Origin of the sequence: Mycobacterium sp. NPDC050853 (genome assembly GCF_040653875.1) — a bacterium.
Lineage (GTDB): Bacteria > Actinomycetota > Actinomycetes > Mycobacteriales > Mycobacteriaceae > Mycobacterium.
In genome coordinates this window covers 475936-497869 of sequence record NZ_JBFAGW010000002.1, presented here as the reverse complement: position 1 = coordinate 497869, position 21934 = coordinate 475936, and the positions used below count along the sequence as shown (strand labels likewise).

Genomic DNA, 21934 nt, shown 5'->3' with positions numbered 1-21934 from the left:
GACACTGAGATCGTGATCTTCGACGTCGCGGTGTTCACCTCGGTATTCATCACTCTGGTGGTCATCATGGATCCCCCGGGTGCGGTACCGGTCTTCCTGTCGCTGACAGGCCGTCTGCCCGCCACCGAGCGGCATCGGGCCGCCTGGCAGGCTCCGGCGGTCTCGTTGACCGTCATCTCGATGTTCGCGATCGGCGGCCAAGCGATCCTGGGCTATCTGCATATCGGTGTCCCCGCCCTGCAGGGCGCCGGTGGCCTGCTGCTGCTCATCACCGGCCTGTCGTTGTTGATGGGCGGGGCGACGAGTCAGGACGCCGACAATGGAGTCAACGTTGCGCTGGTGCCACTGGGCACCCCGCTGATGGCGGGGCCCGGGGCCATCGCGGCGACCATCATTGCGGTCCGTCAAGCCGAGGGACGGGTGGGTACGTATCTGGCTATCGGTGCCGCGATCCTGTGTGTGCACCTGGTGCTGTACCTGACGCTGCGGTTCTCGACGGTGCTGATCAGGGTGCTTCGGGAGGGCGGAATCATGCTGTTGGCCCGAGTGGCGGGTCTGCTACTGGCCGCCATCGCGGTACAGATGATCGCCGAGTCGGTGCGCGGTTTCGTGGCGGGCGCGTAACACGCGGCTCACAGATCCAGAGTCGCCACGTGTGACCTCCGGGTCGGCCAGTAGTCTCACGCTGTGACCGCCTCCGATGTTGTCGTGACCGATGAAGAGATTTTCGAAGCACATATCGATGGAAAGCTCTCGGTAGAGCTCAGGTCGCCGCTGGACACTCAGCGCGCGCTCTCTATCGCCTACACCCCCGGTGTTGCGCAGGTATCGCGGGCCATCGCCGCCGACCCCAGCCTGGCTAAGAAGTACACCTGGGCGCATCGCCTGGTCGCCGTGGTCAGCGACGGTAGTGCGGTGCTCGGGCTCGGAGATATCGGTCCGTCGGCTTCGCTGCCTGTCATGGAGGGCAAGAGTGCCCTGTTCAAGACCTTCGCCGGGCTCAACTCCATCCCAATTGTGCTCGACACCAAGGATCCCGACGAGATTGTCGAGACGCTGATCCGCCTGCGCCCGACGTTCGGTGCGGTCAACCTCGAGGACATCTCTGCCCCGCGCTGTTTCGAAATTGAGCGCCGAGTGATCGAGGCGCTGGACTGTCCGGTGATGCACGACGACCAACACGGCACCGCGATCGTGGTGCTCGCCGCGCTCATGGGCGCCTCGCGGGTACTGGGCCGGGACCAGAAGTCGCTCAAGGTGGTGATTTCGGGTGCGGGTGCGGCCGGGGTCGCGTGCGCCAAAATCATGGTGGCCGATGGCATTACCGATGTGACGGTGCTGGATTCGCGCGGGATCGTGCACAGCGGTCGCGATGATCTCAATGAGAGCAAGACCGAGCTGGCCGCGATCACCAATCCGCGCGGGTTGACCGGAGGTGTCGCCGAGGCGCTCGCGGGAGCCGATGTGTTCCTGGGTGTTTCGGCCGGAAAGGTCGATGAGTCGCTTATCGCGACCATGGCAGACCAGAGCATCGTCTTCGCGTGCTCCAACCCGGACCCCGAGATTCACCCGCATATCGCGGCCAAGTACGCCGCGATCGTCGCGACTGGGCGCAGTGATTTCCCGAACCAGATCAACAACGTGCTCGCCTTCCCGGGCGTGTTCCGCGGGGCGCTGGACGCCGAGGCTACGAAGATCACTGAGCGGATGAAAGTGGCTGCGGCCGAAGCAATCTTCTCGGTTGTGGAACCGGACCTGGCGCGCAACAAGATTGTGCCCAGTCCGCTGGATCCGCGGGTTGGTCCCGCCGTTGCGGCGGCGGTCCAGGCTGTCGCGCACGAGAGCGACTGATCCCGTTTGATTTTTCGCGCGTGGGCTGTGGGGCTGCTGGTCGCAGTGGCCGTGCTGGCCGGCGGTGTTGGATGCTCCGATAACGGCGGCCCTGCACCGTATTTGACGGTGGTCACCACAAATGATCCGCAGTACCGGGTGCTTGCGCATATCTATGCGGCCGTGGTGAAGGCCACTGGTATCGACACCAAGGTGCGTGAGAGCGCTGATCCGGTAGCGGAGCTGGACACTGGGATCGCGAGTGTCGCACCCGGATTCACTGGAGCGGTGTTGCGTCAGTTCGCGCCGCAGCAGCGACCCAGTGGGGACGTGGAGGCCACCTATACGGCCATGATCGCGGCGCTGCCCGCCGGTGTCGCCGCCGCCGACTACGGGACCGCCGAGGATCGCCCCGCCCTGGCCGTCGCAGCCGCCTCGGTGAGTGCCTCGTCCAAGCCCACCCTGGTGGCCTTGGCTCGACATTGCGATCAGCTGGCCCGCGGCGGGCAGGTTGGCCGGGGGTCCGTGCCGGTGCCGCGTATCGGGCCGTGCGAGACCGGCGTGCCCCGCGAATTCGCCAACGGTGGTGAACTTTTCGCGGCGCTCAAACGTGGTGAGATCGCGGTGGCCTGGACCAGTACCGCCAGCCCGAGTCTGCCCGTCGACGGCGTGACGCTGCTCGACGACGAGAAGGACTGGCTTCCTGCTAACAGCGTCGTGCCGCTGTACCGGCGCAATGAGCTGACCGAGCCGCAGGTGTTGTCGCTCAACAAGGTTGCGGGCGAGCTGACCACCGGAGAGCTGGCGGCGATGACCCGGGAGGTTTCCGGGGGAGGCGACCCCGGCCGCGTGGTGGACACCTGGCTCAATGACCACCAGATTCTGGTGCGCTAGTCACTCTGGGCCTCATGACCTGCGAGAACGTCATCAGCGATCAGATCGTGACTTGACCTCTCTATTTGACACGTGCTACTCACATCTGACTATGGCGATCCCACTGGGCCCCAATGTTGCGGCCACTGCACCTGCACGTAGCGACGAGCTGTACCCGGGTGACCAGCCCGGATTGCGGCTGCCCAACGGAGTGGAGGGCTGGGCGCGGCCCGAGCTCGCCTCCGTCGTCCGGACATTTGAGTGGATGTTCACGAAGTACCGCCTCGGCGGTGGCGGTCTGAGCGTCTACGTGGACGGCGAACCGGCCTTGGACATCTGGGCGGGTGCGGCCGCCTCCGGGCAGGGCTGGACACGTGATACCGGTGCTCTCGTCTTCTCTGCCTCGAAGGGCATTGCCGCCACCGTGATTCACCGCCTGGTCGACCGCGGCCTGCTTACCTATGACGCTCCGGTCGCGCGGTACTGGCCGGAGTTCGGCGCCAACGGCAAGTCGTCGATCACTGTGCGGCAGGTGCTCGATCACCGCGCTGGACTCTCCCGCCTCGAGGGGATCGCTTACCACGCAGAGGAAGTCGCCGATCATGAGTTGATGGAGCAGCGCCTCGCCGCGGCACCGGTCGACAAGTTCTATGGCAAGCGCGCGTATCACGCACTCACCTTCGGGTGGCTGCTCGCCGGCCTGGCGCGGTCGGTTACCGGCATGGACATGCGCGAGCTGTTCCGCACCGAGATCGCCGAACCGCTTGGGGTCGATGGGATCCATCTCGGCCGCCCCCCGCGCACCTCACCGACCAAGGCCGCGTCGATGTACCCCTTCCTGGACCCCCTGGTGCGCAGGCCCCTCGTCGGCCGGGTGCTGCCGACGGTCATACGTGCCATCGACCGCCTTCCTGGTTTCGAAGGCGCCATCGGCACGATGTACGAGCCAGGGATGGAGCGGATTCTCGCCGATGACGGCACCCTGACCGCGGCGCTGTACGACATGCAGGCGCCCGCCGCTAACGCGGTGGCCACTGCGCCCGCCCTGGCCAAGATGTACGCGGCCCTCGCCGGTGGCGGCACCGTCGAGGGGCGTGAGTTTCTCTCGTCGGAAACCGTTGCCGGACTTGCCCGTGAACCTAATCTGAGTATCGACCACACCATCGGGTTCCCGATGGGAATGCACCTGGGGTATATGTCGTTGCCGATGAGCGGATTCCGGAGTGGATTCGGCCATATCGGGCTCGGTGGCTCGATGGGCTGGGCCGACCCGAAGCGCAGGATCTCGGTTGGATTCGCGCACAACCGCCTGCCGGCGACCATGGCACTGGATCAGATCGCGTTCGTGTTCCTGTGGCCACAAATCATCAAGGCCGTCGGCTGAGGATGAGCCGCTCGGGCGAAGACCAATAGCCGAGGTCGTGAAGCGCCCTCAATCGGTGAGCGTCGATTAGGTATCTGTCCCGACATCTGTTCGGACACCCTTGTCTTCACGCCAAGTACCTGGTACTCACTGTTACTTATGGCACAACCCCACGGCCTCGATGACGCTGCCGCCGAACCCAACCGCCCGCAATTTTCCTACCCGCCCCTGGAACGAGGTCTAGAGCTGCCGCCGGGGGTGAATGGTTGGGCCCGCCCCGAGTTTCGAGGGGTGGTGCGGGTCTTCTCTCTGGCCTTCACCCGATACCGCGTCGGGGGTGGCGCCATCTGTGTGTACGTGGACGGCGAACCGGTTCTCGATCTCTGGGCCGGTCAGGCGCAGAAGGGCGAGCAGTGGACGCGGGATACCGCGCCGGTCATCTTCTCGGCGTCCAAGGGTGTCACCGCGACGATCATCCACCGGCTCGTGGACCGCGGCCTGCTCGAGTATCACGCTCCGGTCGCCCGCTACTGGCCCGAGTTCGCGGCCAACGGCAAGGGGGCGATTACCGTCGACGAAATCCTGTCTCACACGGCGGGATTGTCGCGGCTGACGGGTATCGCGAACAGCTACGAGGAGATGTTCGACCCCGACCTGATGGCGGACCGGCTTGCTGCGGCCCCGGTGGACACATACTTCGGTAAGCCCGCCTACCACGCCCTGTCGATTGGCTGGCTCATGGGACGGCTGGCCAAGGCCGTCACCGGCAAGGAGCTGGAGGAGCTGTACCGCACCGAGCTCGCCGAGCCGCTCGGGGTCGACGGAATCCACTTCGGCAAGCCGCCGGAGTATGCGCCCTCGCAGCCGGCCGCGCTGACACCACATTTGGATCGCGTGGCGCGGTCTGGTTTCATTCGCCGCGCTGCGCCGCCTGTCATGGGAGTGCTGGACCGGGTGCCTGGAGGCAAGGGTGCCGCGTCCACGCTGTATATGCCGGGTGCCGAGATGCTGCTGGCCGATGACGGCCATGCGAGTGCGCCGACGATGGATATGCGCTGCGGTGCGGCCAGTGCCTGCTGTGCCGCACCGGCGCTGGCCAAGCTCTACGCCGCGCTGGCCGGTGACGGCAGTGTCGACGGGACACGTCTGCTGTCTCCGGAGATCACCGAGGGGCTGGGACGCAAGAACAGCTACCGGATTGACCACACGTTGGGCATACCGATGGGTTGGCACCGCGGGTATCACTCCCTGGCGGTCCCGGTGATCGGTGGCGGCTTCGGGCATATCGGGGCGGGCGGTTCCTTCGGATGGGCCGATCAGAAACGGAAGATCTCCGTTGCGGTCGTGCACAACCGGCTGCCCAGCACGATGATCTTCGACCAGGCCATCATCGGCACCTTCTTGCCGTCGATCATTCGTGCGGCCCGGTAATCAGCGCTACTTCGTAGGCTTGGGCAGCAGGTAGCGCGTAAACAGGGAGAAGATGTCCTGGTAGCGCGCTCCGGTGACTCGAACGATCACGTCGAGGATCTTGGCATCGGGGCCGACGAGCACGCGGGGCTTCTTCTTGCGGACGGCGGTGAGAATGATGCGTGCGGCCGCTTCGGGGCTGGTGTTCGCCAGGTACTTGTCGAACAACGCGGCCCCGGCCTTGACGTCGTAGCCCTCCGCGGCGGTGGAGTTGCGTGCGATGGCGGTCTTGATCCCGCCTGGGTGCACACAGGTGACCGCCACCGGCTTCTTGCCGATGATCATCTCCTGGCGCAGCGATTCGGTGAAGCCGCGGACCGCGAATTTGGCGGCGTTGTAAGCACTTTGGCCGGGCATCGAGAGGACGCCGAAGAGGCTGGAGACATTGATGACGTGGCCGTCGCCGGAGGCGATCAGGTGCGGCAGGAAGGCCTTGGTGCCGTTGACCACACCCCAGAAGTCGACATCAATGATTCGCTCGATGTCCTTGAACTGGCTTTCCTCCACCTCGCCCTGATAGGCGATACCGGCGTTGTTGTAGATCTGGTTGACCTTGCCGAAATGCGCCTTAATGGCATCGGCGTACAGCAGGAAGGCTTCGCGCTCAACGACATTGATGCGGTCGGCGCGGACTTCGGCGCCCAGCGCCTTGACCTGGCGTTCGGTTTCGGCGAGTCCCTCGGTATCGACATCGCTGATGGCAATCTTGGCGCCGGAACGGGCCAGCTCGATGGCCAGGGCGCGTCCAATGCCGGAGCCGGCGCCGGTAACCACGGCGACCTTGCCGCTGAAGCCTTCCATGTGTGTCTCCTTGTTATTAGACGAGCGTCAAATAGTCAGACTAGCGCGTCAGTTGGATCGCTTGGGTAGCAGGAACCGCTCGGCGACGAGGAAAACGTCCTGGTAGCGCGCGCCCGTCAGCCGGACCAGGAAGTCGATCACCTTGGCGTCCGGCCCGACGAGTACGCGCGGCTTTTTCTGGCGCACGGCGGTCATGATGATTCGAGCTGCCGCCTGCGGGCTGGTCCGGGCCACCCGATCAAACAGTTTGGCGAATTCCGCGTGGTCATACCCCTCGGCCATGGTCGCGTTGCGGGCCACATTGGTCTTCACCCCTCCGGGGTGTACGCAGGTGACGGCGACGGGCTTCTTGCCGACGATCATTTCCTGGCGCAATGCTTCGGTGAAGCCGCGGACCGCGAATTTGGCGGCGTTGTAAGCGCTTTGGCCGGGGGCCGCCATGATGCCGAAGATGCTGGAGACGTTGATGACGTGGCCGTCGCCGGAGGCGATCAGGTGCGGTAGGAAGGCTTTGGTGCCGTTGACGACGCCCCAGAAGTCGACGTCGACGATGCGTTCGATGTCCTTGAACTGACTGACCTCGACATCGCCGTGGAAGTCGATTCCGGCGTTGTTGTAGATCTGGTTGACCTTGCCGAAGTGCTCCTTGATGGAGTCGGCGTATAGCAGGAAGGCTTCGCGTTCAACGACATTGATGCGGTCGGCGCGGACTTCGGCGCCCAGCGCCTTGATCTGGCGTTCGGTTTCGGCGAGTCCCTCGGTATCGACATCGCTGATGGCGACCTTGGCGCCGGAACGTGCCAGCTCCACCGCTAGCGCCCGCCCGATACCCGAACCGGCGCCGGTGACGACGGCGACCTTCCCGTTGAAGCCCTCCATTGAGCTCTCCTCAAGATTTACGTTGCGAGGCGTATGTCAATCAGTGAGGGTAGCCGATGGTGCCGCGGTCTTGTCAGGGCAGCTGGCCGATGACAGTCACGTCTTGAGACCCACGCAGATCCAGTCCACCGGGACCAGGGGAGGCGTGAAGGGGCGCGCCACCGGACGGTGCAGGACGACGTCGAATCCGGCACCCGCGAACACCTGCTGCATTTCGTCGGCAGTGGGGAAATGTGCCGGGCCACGCTCGCTGGTTCCACGCCGCATCCACCGGCGCTCTTTCGGGCAGATTGTCGCGACTGAGGCCATACCGCCCGGGCTCAGCACGCGGTGGAACTCCGCGAGGGCGGCGGGTTGGTCGAAGAAATGGAACGCCGATGTGGTCACCACGGCGTCGAGAGTGGCGTCCTCGAACGGGAGTTCTTCTGCGGGCGCCTTCTTCCACTGGACCTTGGTGGACCGGGCCCTGGCCTTGGCGAGCATGCCGTCGGACATATCGACGCCGAAGACCGAGTCTGATTGCAGTTCGACCTGGATGCGTGACGCCAGTATCCCAGTGCCACAAGCGATATCGGCAATACGTTGGGCGCCGTGTGCACGTAATTGCTCGATCGTATCGGCCTGGGCCGGGCTGTAGACATGGCGCTGCACGAGTGGAAAGTTGTACACCCGCGACATCACGGTCCAGTACCGCGTAACCAGTTCGTTGAGTGAACGCCGTTGAACGGTGGTTGGCATGCTCTGGAACCTAGGAGCGATCGAGGGGAACGTCCGCGACTCGGCGGGATCTTGTGAAAGATACGAGCCCAACCGGCGAGAGCTATGACCGGTCCCAAACACCGTCTCGTCCTGCGGATAAACCTGTGAGCAAACCTCCAAACTCCTTTGCCGGACGGTAGGGTGCGCAGTGGTCTCGCGGATGCGATCTGTGAGCGGTACAGGTGTTCCACAAAGCAGTGGGAGAAGGTTGGGGTCCGCTGGTATGACGGCGTCGCTCAGTGATCGGTTCATGCGCCAGCTGTCGGGGGCGGTGCGCCGCACGGTGGACTGTTTCGCTGCCGAGGTGCCGTACTACGGGATGCTGCCACGAGAGGTTCTCGATGGTGAGATCACCGAATTCACCAAGCAGAACTTCCGGATTTTCGTCCGGGTCCTGTTGGAGTCGCGGCCACCGACTGAGGACGAGTTAGCAGGGCCGATCCTGGCGGCATCACGACGGGCGCAAGAGGACATCCCGCTCCCAGCGCTCCTGGCCGCGTACAGCGTTGCCGCGCGGGTCGGCATAGAGACACTGCGGGAGTTGGCAACCCCCGACGAGGTCGGTGAGGTATTGGCGATCAGCGTACAGCTGCAGAGATACCTGCAGTTGATGGTGCCCGCGGTCACCGCCGCGTATCTCGAAGCGCGCCAAGGTCTTTACGGTGCGACAACGGAAGCCCGGCGTGACTTATTCGATGCGTTGGTGAAGGGGACCCCGTGGGCGGAGGCGGCCGAGCGGGCGAGTGTGACATTGGCGCTGTCGTACAACGTGCTGTTCCTGTACATGCCGGAGCCGGCGGGGAATACGGTGGTGGCCCGGCGTCGAGCCCACCGCGTGCAGGACATCGTCGATCAGTACGCACGCGAGCCCGTGCTCACCTCCCTGGACGGCCGCGGTGGCACCATCTTGTTGCCTGCGGTGGGCAAGGTGGAATCGCTGCTGCCGTTGTTCTCCGACGTCGCCGGGGGGCCCGTCACGCTCGGGGTCTCCGATGTGGCCGATCCCGGCGAGATTGCCGTCGCCGCGGCCGAGGCACGCGAATTGGCGCTGCTCGCGCTGAGACTCGGTCGGGTGCCGGGCACGTACCGGCTCTCCGATCTACTCCTTGAGTACCAGATCACCCGCCCGGGCAGAGCCCGTGACCTGCTCGCCGCGACGGTCCTACCGCTCACGGCGCACCCGCACCTGCAGCAAGCTCTCAGTGCTTACCTGCAATACGAGCACGGGCGGCAGCTTGCGGCTAAATCGCTGCACGTACATCCCAATACCCTCGACTACAGGCTGCGCCGGGTCGCCGAACTCACCGGCTTGGATCCCGCCCAGCCGTCGGCGGCGCGGATTCTCGCGGCCGCGCTACTGGCCGTGAAGGCTCACTGAGTCCGGTTCAGAGCCGCCCGGCGAGGAGCTTCACGACCGCCACAAGCTGTCGGACGTACATGATCAGAGCGCGGGGCGAGAGGGCCGTCGAGAACACCGTTCGGATATCGGGTGGTGCCGGTAATGTCTTGCCGCGCATACGTTCATCGAGCCAGCCGAGCGCATCATGACCGCCGGACAGTAACAAAAAGACGCGCTCGCTGGCTCGGTCGCGCCGGTAGGTGACATGTGCGCCGCCGGCGATGTAGTCCTCGGCAAGTTGGTCGGTGCTGGAAACCGGCAGGAGTACGTCGTGGATCGAGTGGTAGAGGTAAATCGGCGCGGTGGGGGTGCGCAGCCCCAGCGTCATCGCGTCGGTGAGGGCGGCGATCTCCGGCATGTCCATCACCTCTTCGAGGGGACGGTCGAAGATTTTGTTGAAGTTGAGAAATGGCCAGTACAGCAGTGCCTGGATGACGGTAAGGCGTTCGGCCTTCTCGACCATCCGGCGGCCTCTCTTGGTGAGGTGCTTCTGCAGGAACTCTTGGATGGAGGGGCTGACCCGCATCATGGCCGCCAGCACGATGATGATGAGCCCGGAAGAGTACTGGCCGCTGAGATGGTGCATGAGGGGGCCGGGTTGGGGGGCGGGCGCGCCGATCAGTGCCCCCACGAGGTTGAGTTCGGGCGCGTACTCGCCGGCGAGTTCGGCGGCCCAGGCGGTCGCGTTGCCACCGGCCGAATAACCCCACACTGCTGTCGGTGTTTGGGTGGACAGTTGCGGAATGCCGTCCTCGCCGGATGCGGCAATGGTGGCGCGCAGTGCGTCCAGCACGTGGTAGCCGGGTTGTTTGGGCGCCATCCAGAGACCCTTTGGCCCCTCGTGGTCGCTGATGGTGACGATCCATCCTCGTTGGAGTGCGGCTACTGCCAGCAGGAACTCGTTCTGTGACTGGTTGATGCCGAAGGTGCGGTGCTGCAGGTAGTAGGAGGGGAATCTTTTAGGGGTGACGGCATCGATCGCGCTCTGGAAGGCAAGCAGTGGCGCCGCCTCTGTCGCATTCTTCGGGACGAGCACCGTGGTTACGGTCGTCTCGGGAGCCTCGTGTAAATCGGTGCTGCGGTAGAGCACCTGCCATGCGTGCAGTTTCAGGGGGATGAGTCCGAATAACCCGATCTGGACCCGCCTGCGTCGCAGGGGTGTTCCGGGTGCGGTCTTCTCCCAGCCGTCCGGCGGGAGAAAGAACGGGTCGTCTGGGGACGGCAGTGGTCTGCCGAGTTGCATCGGCCAGGCCTCGATCGGCGGAGCCGCCGGGGTCGACGTGGGCGCAGTGCCGGCTGTCATCTGGCTCCTGTCCTTGTTGTGGTCTTCCCGTCCGAATCATTGAGCGACGTCGATAGTAAGAACCGCGGATTCGCGCAGCGTATTCAACAAGAATGGTTCATGCCAATGAATCGTCGTCGAATCGGGGTTACCCCCTAAGGTGCTCATCGGACCTTGTAGTTCGTCACCGATGAGGCAAACGGTCGAAGTCAGTCTTCGGGCACTCGATATTCCATTGGGACGGCGATCATCACTGCCCAGTGGGTTGTTAGCAGCCGACGGCTAGAAAAAAAGAAATCTTATTCTATTTCTTGGTTAAGTTCTCGAATCGAGGGAATTGCGGCGCCGTGTGACGGCTACAGACGGCCGAGTAGTAGCTTCACCGTGCCCCATTGCCATCGCAGCTGGCTCCACACCGCCCGGGGGGTGAGGGAGGTCGAGAGGACCGTCTGGACATCCGATGTCGGCGGTAATGGTTTACCCGCTAACCGCTCGGCCAACCAGCCGAGTGCGTCGTTGACGCCGAGTATGGCCAGCAGAATGTGTTCGGTGCTCCGGTCGCGGCGGTAGGTGACATGCGTGCCGCCCACGATGTAGTCCTGCGCCAGCTGATCGGAGGCCGCGATCGGAAGTAGCTGGTCATGGATGGCGTGATATAGGTAGACCGGCGCGCTGGGTGCGCGTTGCCCCAGTTCCATTTCTTCGGTGACTCTGGCGATTTCGGGCGCCTTCATCAATTCTTCGATGGGCCGATCGACGAAAGTGTCGAAGTTCTTGAATGGCCACCGTAAGACCGATTCCGCGAGACTTACCTCCGCTGCCTTGGCGATGATCTGACGCCCCCGCAGGGTCAGGTGCCCACCGAGGAACTCGAGCGTGCTCGGGTGCGCCCGCGTCATCGCGGCCAGTACCGGTGGGATTAGTCCGGAGGCGAATCTGCCACTGTGCTTCTGCACGAGCGCGCCGGGCCGGGCCGCGGGAGCACCAAGCAGCGCTCCGACGACATTGAGTTCCGGGGCGTAGACGGGTGCCATCTCGGCAGCCCAGGTGCTCGCTGTCCCGCCTCCGGAGTACCCCCAGAATCCGACGGGAGCATCGGTCGGGAGCCGGGGTATGCCATGCGCGCCGCCGGCGTTCAAGGTTGCGCGCACGCCGTCGAGGACGTGATACCCGGGCTGCCTGGCCACCATCCATAGTCCTTGTGGCCCTTCGTGATCGCTAACCGAAACCACCCAACCTCGGGCGAGTGCGGCCACCATCAACACCAGTTCGTTCTGGGTCTGGTTGAGGCCGAATGTTCGGGGAAGCAGCCCATAGGAGGGGAAGGCTCGTGGTGACACCGCATCGATGGCGCACTGATAGGCCAGGACCGGTGACGTCTCGCGGGCATCGCGGGGCACCAGCAATGTTGTCACTGTGGTCTCGGGTGCGCCGTGGAGATCGGTGGTGCGGTAGAGCAGGTGCCAGGCCTGCAGGCGCAGAGGGACTATGCCGAATAAGGCGATACGAATTCTCCTGCGCCGCAGTACGGTTCCTGGCAGCGTGTTCTCCCAGCCGGGCGGAGGAAGGTAGAAAGGATCCTCGGGCGAGGGTCTGGGCTTGCCGTTAAGCGGTGGCCATTCCTCGACCGGTAGCGTGATCGGTTCGATTGCGGGTGCGGGCTTGGCCGTCATTGGTGCAGCGTATTGAACACGCGCGCAACGAGGCAGGGGTCCGGTAATGAATCAGGCCCACCCCCTAAGGGGCGGGCCTGATCTTGGGTTCGCTCACTCCTACTCAGATGTGGGAGCGAATGCCTCGTCGATGATCTCCTGCTGCTCGACGGCATGCACCTTCGATGAGCCGGAGGAAGGTGCAGACATGGCACGCCGGGAGATCTTGGTGAGACCCGTCAGACGCGGTACCACCTCGGGCAGGTTCAGGCCGAAGGTCGGCCACGCGCCCTGGTTGGCAGGCTCTTCTTGCACCCAGACGTACTGTGTTCCATCGGGATACCGGCCGAGAGTCTCCTCCAAGCGGTAGCGCGGGATGGGGTACAGCTGCTCGATGCGCACGATCGCAACGTCGTCGCGCTTGTCGGCGTTCTTACGTGCCAGCAGGTCGTAGTACAGCTTGCCGCTGGTCAGCAGGATCCTGCGGACCTTGCTGCGATCACCGACACCGTCTTCGTAGCCGGCCTCTTCGAGAACCGATCGGAACTTGCGGTCGGTGAAGTCTTTGATATCGCTGACCGCGGCCTTGTTGCGCAACATGGACTTCGGCGTGAACACCACCATCGGCCGGGTGATGCCGTCCAGGGCGTGCCGGCGCAATAGGTGGAAGTAGTTGGCGGGTGTGGACGGCATCGCCACCGTCATCGAGCCCTCGGCGCACAGCTGTAGGAACCGTTCGATGCGGCCCGAAGTGTGATCGGGGCCCTGGCCTTCGTGGCCGTGGGGGAGCAGTAACACCACCTCGGAGAGCTGACCCCATTTGGCCTCTCCCGACGAGATGAACTCGTCGATGATGGACTGTGCGCCGTTGACGAAGTCACCGAACTGCGCCTCCCACAACACCATTGCGTCGGGATTGCCCACGGAATAGCCGTACTCGAAGCCAACGGCAGCGTATTCGGACAGCGACGAGTCATGCACCACAAGACGCCCACCGGTGGGGTTGCCCCCGGTATCGGTGCCAACCAGCTGCAGTGGGGAGAACTCGGTGCCGGTGTGCCGGTCGATGATCACCGCATGGCGCTGGGTGAAGGTGCCGCGCTTGGAGTCCTGGCCCGTGAGCCGCACCACCTTGCCCTCGGCGACGAGAGTGCCGAGCGCAAGTAGCTCTCCGAAGGCCCAGTCGACCTTGCCCTCGTAGGACATCTCGCGGCGCTTTTCCAGCACCGGCTTGACGCGCGGATGCACGCTGAAGTTCTCCGGTACCGCCAGGAACGCGTCACCGATGCGCTGCAGCAGCGCCTTGTCGACGGCGGTGACCAGCTTCTGCGGCAGCTGCTGGTCTTCTTCGACCGACTCGCTGGCCCGCTGCTTGTACTTCTCCAGATCGCGAACCTCGTTGAACACCCGCTCCAGCTGGCCCTGGTAATCGCGCAGCGCGTCCTCGGCCTCCTTCATCGAGATATCGCCGCGGCCAATCAGAGACTCGGTGTAGGTCTTGCGCACACCGCGCTTGGTGTCGATCACCTCGTACATCTGCGGGTTGGTCATCGAGGGATCGTCGCCCTCGTTGTGGCCGCGACGGCGGTAGCAGACAAGGTCGATGACGACGTCCTTGTTGAACTGCTGCCGGAAGTCGACGGCCAGTCGAGACACCCAGACGCACGCCTCGGGGTCGTCCCCGTTGACGTGGAAGATTGGCGCCCCAATCATTTTCGCGACGTCGGTGCAGTACTCGCTGGATCGCGAATGCTCCGGTGCGGTGGTGAAACCGATCTGGTTGTTGACCACGATGTGAATGGTGCCGCCGGTCCGGTAACCGGGGAGGTTGGCGAGGTTCAGGGTTTCGGCAACCACGCCCTGTCCGGCGAATGCGGCGTCACCGTGCAGCATGAGGGGCACCACCGTGAAGCGGCCGCCGTCGGTGCCGACGTCGAGGACATCCTGTTTGGCCCGCACCAGGCCTTCCAGCACCGGGTCCACGGCCTCCAAGTGCGAGGGGTTGGCCGTCAGGGACACCTCAATGTCGTTCTCGCCGAACATCTGGATGTAGGTGCCGGAGGCGCCCAGGTGGTACTTCACGTCACCAGAGCCGTGCGCGAGCGCCGGGTTCAGGTTGCCCTCGAACTCGGTGAAGATCTGCGAGTACGGCTTGCCGACGATGTTCGCCAGCACGTTGAGGCGGCCGCGGTGCGGCATACCGATGACCACCTCGTCGAGGCTGTGCTCGGCACTCTGGTCGATGACGGCGTCCATCATTGGGATGACACCCTCGGCGCCCTCCAGCGAGAACCGTTTCTGTCCAACATATTTGGTGGCCAAAAAGGTCTCGAACGCCTCGGCGGCATTGAGCTTGGAGAGGATGTACTTCTGCTCGGCGACGGTGGGCTTATCGTGCTTGACCTCGATGCGGTCCTGTAGCCACTTCTGCTGTTCGGGCTCCAGGATGTGGGTGTATTCCACTGCGGCGTGCCGGCAGTACGCGTCGCGCAGCACCGAGAGCACATCGCGCAGCTTCATATACTCCTGACCCTTGAACCCGGAGACCTTGAACTCGCGGTCCAAGTCCCACAGGGTCAGACCGTGGGTGAGTACATCCAAATCGGGGTGGCTGCGGAAACGGGTCTTGTCCAGACGCAGCGGATCGGTATCGGCCATCAAATGGCCCCGGTTGCGGTATGCCGCAATCAGTTCCAGCACCCGAGCGTTCTTGTCGAGGATCGAGTCGGGGTTGTCGATGCGCCAGCGCACTGGCTCGTAGGGGATGCCCAGCTCACGGAAGATGTCGTCGAAGAAGTCGTCGGAGAGCAGCAGCTGATGCACCGTGCGCAGGAAATCGCCGGATTCGGCACCCTGGATGATGCGGTGATCGTAGGTGGACGTCAGCGTCATGAGCTTGCCAATGCCCAGATCGGAGATGCGCTCCTCGCTGGCGCCCTGGAACTCCGCGGGGTACTCCAGCGCGCCGGCACCGACGATGGCACCCTGACCGCGCATGAGGCGGGGCACCGAGTGCACGGTGCCGATGGTGCCCGGATTGGTCAGCGAGATCGTGACCCCGGAGAAGTCCTCGGCCGTCAACTTGCCGTCCCGTGCGCGCCGCACGATGTCCTCGTAGGCGGTGATGAACTGGCCGAAAGCCATTGTCTCGCAGCCCTTGATGGCGGCCACGACAAGGGTGCGGTTACCGTCCTTGCCGGGCAGGTCGATAGCCAGTCCCAGGTTGATGTGAGCGGGCGTTACGGCCGTGGGCTTCCCGTCCACCTCGGCGAAATGCCGGTTCAAGTTCGGGAAGTTCTTGACGGCCTGAACGATGGCGTAGCCCAGCAGATGGGTGAAGGAAATCTTGCCGCCGCGGGTGCGCTTGAGGTGATTGTTGATGACGATGCGGTTGTCGATCATCAGTTTCGCGGGGATGGCCCGGACGCTGGTGGCGGTCGGAATCTCGAGGGAGGCCGACATGTTCTTGACGACGGCTGCGGCAGCGCCCCGCAGCACCTGGGTCTCGTCACCTTCCGCTGTCGGCAGCGGAGCGGCGGCCGGTTTCGGTACGGCGGGAGCGGGGGTCGGCGCAGCTGCCGGTGCGGGAGTCGCCGGTGCGGCGGGCGCGGGTGCGGCGGGCGCGGGTGCGGCGGGCGCGGGTGCGGCGGGCGGTGCGGCAGGCGCGGGTGTTGCAGAGGTCGGTGCGGGGGCGGCCGCTTGACCGTTGGCCGCGGCGCCGGCCGATTCGGTCACCGGCTCGGCTATTGATTCGGCTCCAAAGTCGGACAGAAATTCATGCCAACTGGAGTCCACCGACGCCGGGTCCTCCTTGAATCGGCGGTACATCTCCTCGACCAGCCATTCGTTCTGCCCGAATTGGGGATTTGAACCGTTCACGGCAGTCTTCGCCTCTTTCCTTGTGCAACCCATATGCGACCGGTACCAGGCTAACGCGTCGCCATTGGGGGCGACATGTCACCGTTCCATGACAGGGGCGACATCATCGGCGCCGATAGTGACCGGAGCACTGCCCGGCGGTGAACACGCGACGTCAGGGGTGCTAGCGCCCGGGCGCGACCAGACGCAGCTGCGCCGGCCACGACTTTGGGGGCGACCCAAAGGCATTACGCGCGTTGGTGATTATCCGTTTTCCGATGAACCGGTTGCCACCGGCCCCGATGACGGCGCCGATCCCGGCGGGTAACAGCTTGCCGAATGCCATTGCCCCGCGTTTCACCGCGAACTTCTTGGTGAACCGTTTGAGCAGGGTGGCGTTCAAGTGACTGAGTGCGGGGACCGGCAGGGTCGAGGTGGCTTCGGCCAGCCAGCCGCCTCCGACGGTGCGCTCCTTGCCCAGCACATCGGAGACCGTTGTCTCTCCGTCCTCGCCCAGCAGGACCGCGAGCACCAGTGTGTGCCGGTGCTCGACCTTGGCGAGCTCGATGTCGTGGACGGCGGCCAGCGCGAGAGTGAACAACGATGTCGCCTCGAGGAACAGAACCGCCTCACCGGCGGTCGCCGACAGCGCGGCCAGCGTGCCCACCCCCGGGAATGCGGCGGCGGCACCGACCGCTGCGCCACTGCCTATCACCGTCGCCAGGTACCGTTTCTCCAGCATCGCGATGAGGTCCCGCGGTGTGGCATCGGGGTGGGTGGCGCGCAGCTTCTGCACATACGCGCGGACCGCGGGCTCCTGAACCTTGGTGCTCTGATCCAGGATGAGCGAGAGCAGCTTGCCGGAGGCCCCGGGTTTGGACTCCTTACCCTTGCCTCCCAGCGCGAGCTGTCGCTGCTGTTCGGTGATGCGAGTGCTCATCGGCGTGTGTTCCTTAGTCGGTGGGGTCCACTGGTGCGAGCGAAGTTCCATCCTCACAGTAGTGAAGACGAATGACGCGTGTCTTTCGTTCCTTGCGTGGCGGCTCAACGAGGTGTTTTGCATGACATTTTTGAGTGTGCGATGCATTTGTTCACACAGTGATTTGGCTGGTCGGAGGGTCGGTTGATAGGTAACCTGAGACGGTCTTGCAGGCGACCCCGCTTGTGGTGGGGAAACGGGGATTCGGATGATCTTGAGCAAAGTCGATGCGCTAGGAATCGCGGGCGGGGGCATCTCCGGTGCCACACCTGCCCGTGAGACACAGCTCACATTTGTTAGACGAGGGAAGGATTTATAGCGTGCGTGCGCTGAGCACTGAGGTGACTGCTGCCCGGACCGAGAAGACCACGGACGTCGCGACGGACACTCCGACGCCGGTCGGTTCGGTGTCGGCGCCCTCTACACGTCTGGGCAGAGCGTGGCTCATCACCGTGCTGGGCGCGATGGTTGCCTTGGGGCCGCTCACCATCGACATGTACCTGCCGGCCCTGCCCGATATCGGGTCGGATCTGCACGTCAACTCGACTCTCACGCAGCTGACACTCACTGGAACACTGGTGGGGCTGGGACTGGGGCAGCTGTTGGTCGGGCCGCTGTCTGATTCGTTGGGTAGACGCTTGCCGTTGATCGCCGGGGCGGCCCTGCATGTCGTGGCGTCGCTGGCCATCACCATGGCTCCGAACATCGTGGTGCTGGGTGTATTGCGGGCGATTGAAGGGGTGGGCGCCGCGGCAGCGATGGTCGTGGCGATGGCGGTGGTGCGCGATCTGTACACCGATAAGGCCGCGGCCACCGTGATATCCAGACTCACCCTGGTGATCGGTATCGCGCCGATTCTGGCCCCGTCGCTGGGCGCCGCCGTGCTGGTGCACGGCTCGTGGCAGAACGTGTTCGCCGCACTGTCCTGTCTTGGGGTGTTGCTCCTCATCCTTGCCGTGGTGGCGCTGCCGGAGACGCTGCCGCCGGCAGCACGGCGGCCGCTGCATGCGCGGTCGATTCTGCGGACCTATCGCGATCTGTTGCGCGACAAGGTGTTCGTGGTTCTTGTGCTTGTCGCCGGGCTCTCGCTATCCGGTTTGTTCGCGTACATCTCGGGTGCGTCCTTCGTGTTGCAAGGCCAATACGGCATGAACCAGCAGGTTTTCGCCATTGTGTTCGGTGCGGGCGCCATTGCGTTTGTCGCGGCCTCACAGCTGAATGTGGTGTTACTCAACCGATTCGAACCGCAGCAGATCGTGCAGTGGTGCTTGTCGCTGGCCCTGATTCCGGCGGTGGTGTTGCTGGTGCTGGCCGGGCTCGGCATCGGAGGGCTCGTCGGATTCGTGGCTCCGGTGTGGACGCTGATGGCGTTGATGGGATTCGTCATCCCCAATGCCCCGGCACTGGCGTTGTCCCGGCACGGTGAGGCGGCCGGTACCTCGGCGGCAGTGCTGGGTGCGGCGCAGTTCGGTGTGGGTGCGGTGATCGCGCCACTGGTCGGGGCGCTGGGCAACAACGCACTGGCCGTGGCTATCGTCATGACGATCGGGGTGGTGCTGGCCTTGGCCGGGCTGGCCATGGTGAGAAACCGCGCCACCGCCTGACCACCGACTAGATCGAGGCCTATGCAACCCGAGTACCCGCGTCCGTGGAGGACGTTGTGGGTGGTGCTGTTCGGGCTGTTCATGATCCTGCTCGACTCGACGATCGTGTCGGTCGCCAATCCCGCCATCAAGGCCGGTTTCGGTGCCGACTACTCGGCGACCGTGTGGGTGACGAGCGCTTACCTCCTTGGTTACGCGGTGCCGCTGCTGATTACTGGGCGGCTGGGGGATCAGTTCGGGCCACGATCGATGTACCTGGCGGGGCTGGCCGTGTTCACCGCCGCCTCTCTGTGGTGTGGGCTGGCCGGATCGATCGGCATGCTCATCGCCGCGCGTGTGGTGCAGGGCGTCGGTGCGGCGATGCTGACACCACAGACTTTGACGGTGGTGCAGCGGGTGTTCCCGCCGGAGCGACGCGGTACCGCGATGGGGGTGTGGGGTGCGGTCGCGGGGATCGCGACCCTGGTCGGTCCGGTAGCCGGTGGGGTGCTGGTCGATGGGTGGGGCTGGCAGTGGATCTTCTACGTGAACGTTCCGGTGGGTGTGCTGGGAATGATCCTGGGCGCGATCTACATTCCGCGGATGCCGACACGTCCACATCGGTTGGATCTGCGCGGTATGGCGCTTTCGGCAGTCGGTATGTTCGCGTTCGTCTTCGCCCTGCAGGAGGGGGAGAGCTTCCACTGGGCGCCGGGCATCTGGGTGCTGATGGTGGCCGGTCTGGCGGCGCTCGGCGTGTTTGTGTGGTGGCAGTCCGCGAACCGCAACGAGCCACTGATACCGCTGCGGTTGTTCGCGGACCGCAATTTTTCGTTATCTGGTGTGAGCATTGCGTCGATGAGTTTCTGCGTGATCTCCACCAGTCTGCCGATGATGTTCTACACGCAACTGGCGCTGGGTTTTTCGCCGACCAAGGCGGCGTTGACGCAGGCCCCGACGGCGATAGTGAGCGGGGTCTTGGCGCCGCTGGCCGGGTGGCTTGTCGATCGGGTACGTCCGTCGATACTGATCGGCGGTGGCATCTCGTTGATGATCTCCTCGACGCTGTGGTGGACGGCGATGATGCGGCCCGAGACGCAGATGTGGCAGCTTATGCTGCCCGCGGTGGGTATCGGCGCGGCCATGGCCTGCATATGGGGTCCGTTGGCCACCACCGCAACCCGGAACCTGCCGGCTGCGGTGGCGGGCGCGGGCTCGGGCGTCTACAACACTCTGCGCCAGACCGGCGGGGTGGTGGGTAGTTCGGCGATGGGCGCGTTGATGTCCGCGCGGCTGGCTGCTGAAATGCCTTCGCCGCCGGGCGGATCTTCAGAGCACGTGGGGGCGCTGCCAGAGTCGTTGCGCGCGCCGTTCTCGGCGGCGATGGCGCAGTCGATGCTGCTGGGGATTGTCGCGTTGGTGGTCGGTTTGGTGGCCGCGCTGTTCATGCGGCCCGCCGGTTCAGAGGTAGGTGCCGTGTCCCTCGATCACGGTGTCCCCGTTGAAGATTAGGACCTCATTCACCAGGTCACCCCGGTGGTTCCGGTAGTTGATGACGAGAGCTTGCACGCCCACGTAGACGTTGACGGGTTCAAAGTGCAGATCCGGGTTGCTCTCGAGTGCCGTGGACCAGTAGGCGCGTATCGCCTCCTTGCCCTTGGCGACGCCGCGGCTGTCGGGCACAATCTGCGCGGCATACGGCGAGGTGAAGACCGCGTCCTCGTGGAAATGCGCAAGCACTGCCTCGACATCGTGAGCATTCCACGCAGCGAACCACGCTTCGGTGAATTCATCGGGGTCGACTGCGCGTCTCATCGTTGGTCTCCGACTGTGCTGCTTCCTGCCGGGCTTCGCCCGCTCGTGTTGTCTTCTTCCGCGCTTCGCCCGAATAGCACCGCGGGGTTGAGGAATCCGGTGGGATCGAAGGCCGTCTTGACTGCCCGCATGGCGGCGATATCCCCGGGCGTGCGGGCCATACCGAGGTAATCGCGTTTGAGTGTCCCGACTCCGTGTTCGGAGCTGACGTTGCCGCCCAGGGTGGCGATGAGCGTCATCATGGGCTGATACAACGTGGTGGAGTCGGGGCAGCGCAACACATTTAAATGCAGGTTGCCTTCGCCTACGTGGCCGAACAGCACGGGGATCGCGTTGGGAACCGTCTCGGCGATCAGCGCAGCGGCGCGCCGCTCGAACTCGCCGATATGTGTCAGCGGGAGTGCCACATCGAATTTCAGCGGTGGGCCGTATGTGCCCAGCGCTTCGGCGATGGATTCGCGTACCTGCCATAGGCGTTCGCGGGAGGTGGCGTCCAGGCCGACGGCCGCCTGCTCTGCCACTCCGGCGGCGTCCAGGGCTTCGGCCAGGTCCTCGGTGGGATCGCTATCGCGAGCGAGTTCGATGAGCAGCAGCCAGGGGTTGTCGACCGGGCTTGGTACGCCCAACCGGGAGTCCATGAGTTCCAGCGCGGCGATACCGTTCAGATCGCGGAAAATCCGACTGGCTTCCACGAGCTGATCGAGATCATCAAATCCGGTGATCGCGGCAACGCGGTGTTTAGGAACCGGATGTAATCGCAGTTCGAGGGCTGTGATGACCCCGAGGGTGCCCTCGGCCCCGACGAATAGGCTGGTCAGATCGTAGCCCGTGTTGTCGGCGCGAACATCGCTGTGACGCTCCATGATTGAGCCGTCGGGTAATACGACCTGGACACCGATCACCTGCTCACGCATGTTTCCGTGGCGGACGGTGCGCAGCCCGCCCGCGTTGGTGGATGCCATACCGCCGACGGTGGCCGAATCGCGTGATCCGATGTCGACACCGAATTGCAGGTTCTCCCTGGCGGCTGCCTGCTGCAAGGCCGCGAGGGTGACTCCCGCGCCGACCCGGACGCGTCGATCGACGGTGTCGATGGGGCCGATATCGGTGAGCCGTTCGGTGGACAACAGCACATCGTCGTGCTCGGGGACCGTCCCGGCGACCATCGAGGTGCGCCCACCCTGGGTTGTGACGGACTGCCTGTGTTCCTTGCAGGTCTCCAGGACCGCGGCGACTTCGTCGGCGGACCCGGGGCGCGCCAGGATGCTCGCCTTACCGCTGTATCGCCCGGTGTGATCGATGACTCGTCCGGCGAGCACGTCGGGGTCGGTGCTGACGTACCTGTCGCCGACAATCTGAACCAGGGCATCGACGAGCGCGGACATGGGCTC

17 protein-coding genes are annotated in these 21934 nt (G+C 64.4%); 8 read left to right on the top strand and 9 right to left on the bottom strand.

Features of this window, described 5'->3' with window-relative positions:
* Positions 1–12: 12 nt before the first annotated feature.
* The 5 genes from AB0H22_RS10700 (at position 13) to AB0H22_RS10680 (ending at position 5497) form a co-directional block, all read left to right on the top strand.
* On the top strand, positions 13–624 hold the full coding sequence (locus tag AB0H22_RS10700) for a MarC family protein (protein WP_358146580.1): 612 nt from the start codon (positions 13–15) through the stop codon (positions 622–624).
* 84 nt (positions 625–708) lie between these two features.
* The gene (locus AB0H22_RS10695) at positions 709–1851 is read left to right on the top strand and encodes an NADP-dependent malic enzyme (protein WP_180752274.1); all 1143 of its coding nucleotides are present in this window, start codon (positions 709–711) and stop codon (positions 1849–1851) included.
* Between the two features lie 27 nt (positions 1852–1878).
* Positions 1879–2724, top strand: coding sequence for a glycine betaine ABC transporter substrate-binding protein (locus AB0H22_RS10690; RefSeq protein ID WP_358146579.1), 846 nt, complete (start codon positions 1879–1881; stop codon positions 2722–2724).
* 91 nt (positions 2725–2815) lie between these two features.
* Positions 2816–4087 (top strand): serine hydrolase domain-containing protein, encoded by a 1272-nt coding sequence (locus tag AB0H22_RS10685; protein ID WP_358146578.1) that lies wholly within the window; start codon positions 2816–2818, stop codon positions 4085–4087.
* A 138-nt stretch (positions 4088–4225) separates the two neighbouring features.
* Positions 4226–5497 carry a serine hydrolase domain-containing protein gene (locus AB0H22_RS10680; RefSeq protein WP_358146577.1) on the top strand — a complete coding sequence of 424 codons (1272 nt, stop codon included), beginning with the start codon at positions 4226–4228 and terminating at the stop codon, positions 5495–5497.
* A 6-nt stretch (positions 5498–5503) separates the two neighbouring features.
* On the opposite strand, the gene AB0H22_RS10675 is transcribed toward AB0H22_RS10680, so the two are convergent.
* The 3 genes from AB0H22_RS10675 to AB0H22_RS10665 form a co-directional block, all read right to left on the bottom strand.
* Positions 5504–6337, bottom strand: a complete 834-nt coding sequence (locus AB0H22_RS10675) for an SDR family oxidoreductase (RefSeq protein ID WP_180752172.1) — start codon at positions 6335–6337, stop codon at positions 5504–5506.
* A 48-nt stretch (positions 6338–6385) separates the two neighbouring features.
* Complete coding sequence (locus AB0H22_RS10670) at positions 6386–7216, bottom strand: SDR family oxidoreductase (protein WP_358146576.1); 831 nt, start codon at positions 7214–7216, stop codon at positions 6386–6388.
* A gap of 96 nt (positions 7217–7312) precedes the next feature.
* Positions 7313–7954, bottom strand: coding sequence for a methyltransferase domain-containing protein (locus AB0H22_RS10665; protein ID WP_180752174.1), 642 nt, complete (start codon positions 7952–7954; stop codon positions 7313–7315).
* Between the two features lie 244 nt (positions 7955–8198).
* Here AB0H22_RS10665 and AB0H22_RS10660 point away from each other — a divergent pair, with 244 nt between their 5' ends.
* Positions 8199–9353, top strand: a complete 1155-nt coding sequence (locus tag AB0H22_RS10660; protein ID WP_180752175.1) for a helix-turn-helix domain-containing protein — start codon at positions 8199–8201, stop codon at positions 9351–9353.
* Positions 9354–9360: 7 nt separating this feature from the next.
* On the opposite strand, the gene AB0H22_RS10655 is transcribed toward AB0H22_RS10660, so the two are convergent.
* From AB0H22_RS10655 to AB0H22_RS10640, 4 genes are all read right to left on the bottom strand, one after another.
* A complete protein-coding gene (locus tag AB0H22_RS10655; protein ID WP_180752176.1) occupies positions 9361–10677 on the bottom strand; it encodes a lipase family protein in 1317 nt (438 codons plus the stop codon).
* Positions 10678–11012: 335 nt separating this feature from the next.
* On the bottom strand, positions 11013–12329 hold the full coding sequence (locus AB0H22_RS10650; protein ID WP_358146575.1) for a lipase family protein: 1317 nt from the start codon (positions 12327–12329) through the stop codon (positions 11013–11015).
* Between the two features lie 99 nt (positions 12330–12428).
* A complete protein-coding gene (locus tag AB0H22_RS10645) occupies positions 12429–16187 on the bottom strand; it encodes a multifunctional oxoglutarate decarboxylase/oxoglutarate dehydrogenase thiamine pyrophosphate-binding subunit/dihydrolipoyllysine-residue succinyltransferase subunit (RefSeq protein WP_358146574.1) in 3759 nt (1252 codons plus the stop codon).
* 163 nt (positions 16188–16350) lie between these two features.
* The gene (locus AB0H22_RS10640; protein WP_180752179.1) at positions 16351–17106 is read right to left on the bottom strand and encodes a hypothetical protein; all 756 of its coding nucleotides are present in this window, start codon (positions 17104–17106) and stop codon (positions 16351–16353) included.
* A 359-nt stretch (positions 17107–17465) separates the two neighbouring features.
* On the opposite strand from AB0H22_RS10640, the gene AB0H22_RS10635 reads away from it, so the two are divergent.
* Positions 17466–18749: a multidrug effflux MFS transporter gene (locus AB0H22_RS10635; protein WP_180752180.1), complete on the top strand. Its 1284-nt coding sequence runs from the start codon at positions 17466–17468 to the stop codon at positions 18747–18749.
* Between the two features lie 21 nt (positions 18750–18770).
* Positions 18771–20240 (top strand): DHA2 family efflux MFS transporter permease subunit, encoded by a 1470-nt coding sequence (locus AB0H22_RS10630; RefSeq protein ID WP_180752181.1) that lies wholly within the window; start codon positions 18771–18773, stop codon positions 20238–20240.
* Here AB0H22_RS10630 and AB0H22_RS10625 read toward each other — a convergent pair.
* Positions 20190–20543, bottom strand: a complete 354-nt coding sequence (locus AB0H22_RS10625) for a nuclear transport factor 2 family protein (RefSeq protein ID WP_180752182.1) — start codon at positions 20541–20543, stop codon at positions 20190–20192. The genes AB0H22_RS10630 and AB0H22_RS10625 overlap by 51 nt on opposite strands.
* Complete coding sequence (locus AB0H22_RS10620; RefSeq protein ID WP_180752183.1) at positions 20540–21928, bottom strand: FAD-binding oxidoreductase; 1389 nt, start codon at positions 21926–21928, stop codon at positions 20540–20542. Before AB0H22_RS10620 ends, AB0H22_RS10625 begins: the two co-directional genes overlap by 4 nt.
* Between the last annotated feature and the right edge of the window lie 6 nt (positions 21929–21934).

Bases quoted from the DNA above. Each gene is read 5' to 3' on its own strand.
- AB0H22_RS10685 (WP_358146578.1), top strand. From the start codon at position 2,816: ATGGCGATCCCACTGGGCCCCAATGTTGCGGCCACTGCACCTGCACGT.
- AB0H22_RS10680 (WP_358146577.1), top strand. From the start codon at position 4,226: ATGGCACAACCCCACGGCCTCGATGACGCTGCCGCCGAACCCAACCGC.
- AB0H22_RS10675 (WP_180752172.1), bottom strand. From the start codon at position 6,337: ATGGAAGGCTTCAGCGGCAAGGTCGCCGTGGTTACCGGCGCCGGCTCC.
- AB0H22_RS10670 (WP_358146576.1), bottom strand. From the start codon at position 7,216: ATGGAGGGCTTCAACGGGAAGGTCGCCGTCGTCACCGGCGCCGGTTCG.
- AB0H22_RS10665 (WP_180752174.1), bottom strand. From the start codon at position 7,954: ATGCCAACCACCGTTCAACGGCGTTCACTCAACGAACTGGTTACGCGG.
- AB0H22_RS10660 (WP_180752175.1), top strand. From the start codon at position 8,199: ATGACGGCGTCGCTCAGTGATCGGTTCATGCGCCAGCTGTCGGGGGCG.
- AB0H22_RS10655 (WP_180752176.1), bottom strand. From the start codon at position 10,677: ATGACAGCCGGCACTGCGCCCACGTCGACCCCGGCGGCTCCGCCGATC.
- AB0H22_RS10650 (WP_358146575.1), bottom strand. From the start codon at position 12,329: ATGACGGCCAAGCCCGCACCCGCAATCGAACCGATCACGCTACCGGTC.
- AB0H22_RS10640 (WP_180752179.1), bottom strand. From the start codon at position 17,106: ATGAGCACTCGCATCACCGAACAGCAGCGACAGCTCGCGCTGGGAGGC.
- AB0H22_RS10630 (WP_180752181.1), top strand. From the start codon at position 18,771: ATGCAACCCGAGTACCCGCGTCCGTGGAGGACGTTGTGGGTGGTGCTG.
- AB0H22_RS10625 (WP_180752182.1), bottom strand. From the start codon at position 20,543: ATGAGACGCGCAGTCGACCCCGATGAATTCACCGAAGCGTGGTTCGCT.
- AB0H22_RS10620 (WP_180752183.1), bottom strand. From the start codon at position 21,928: ATGTCCGCGCTCGTCGATGCCCTGGTTCAGATTGTCGGCGACAGGTAC.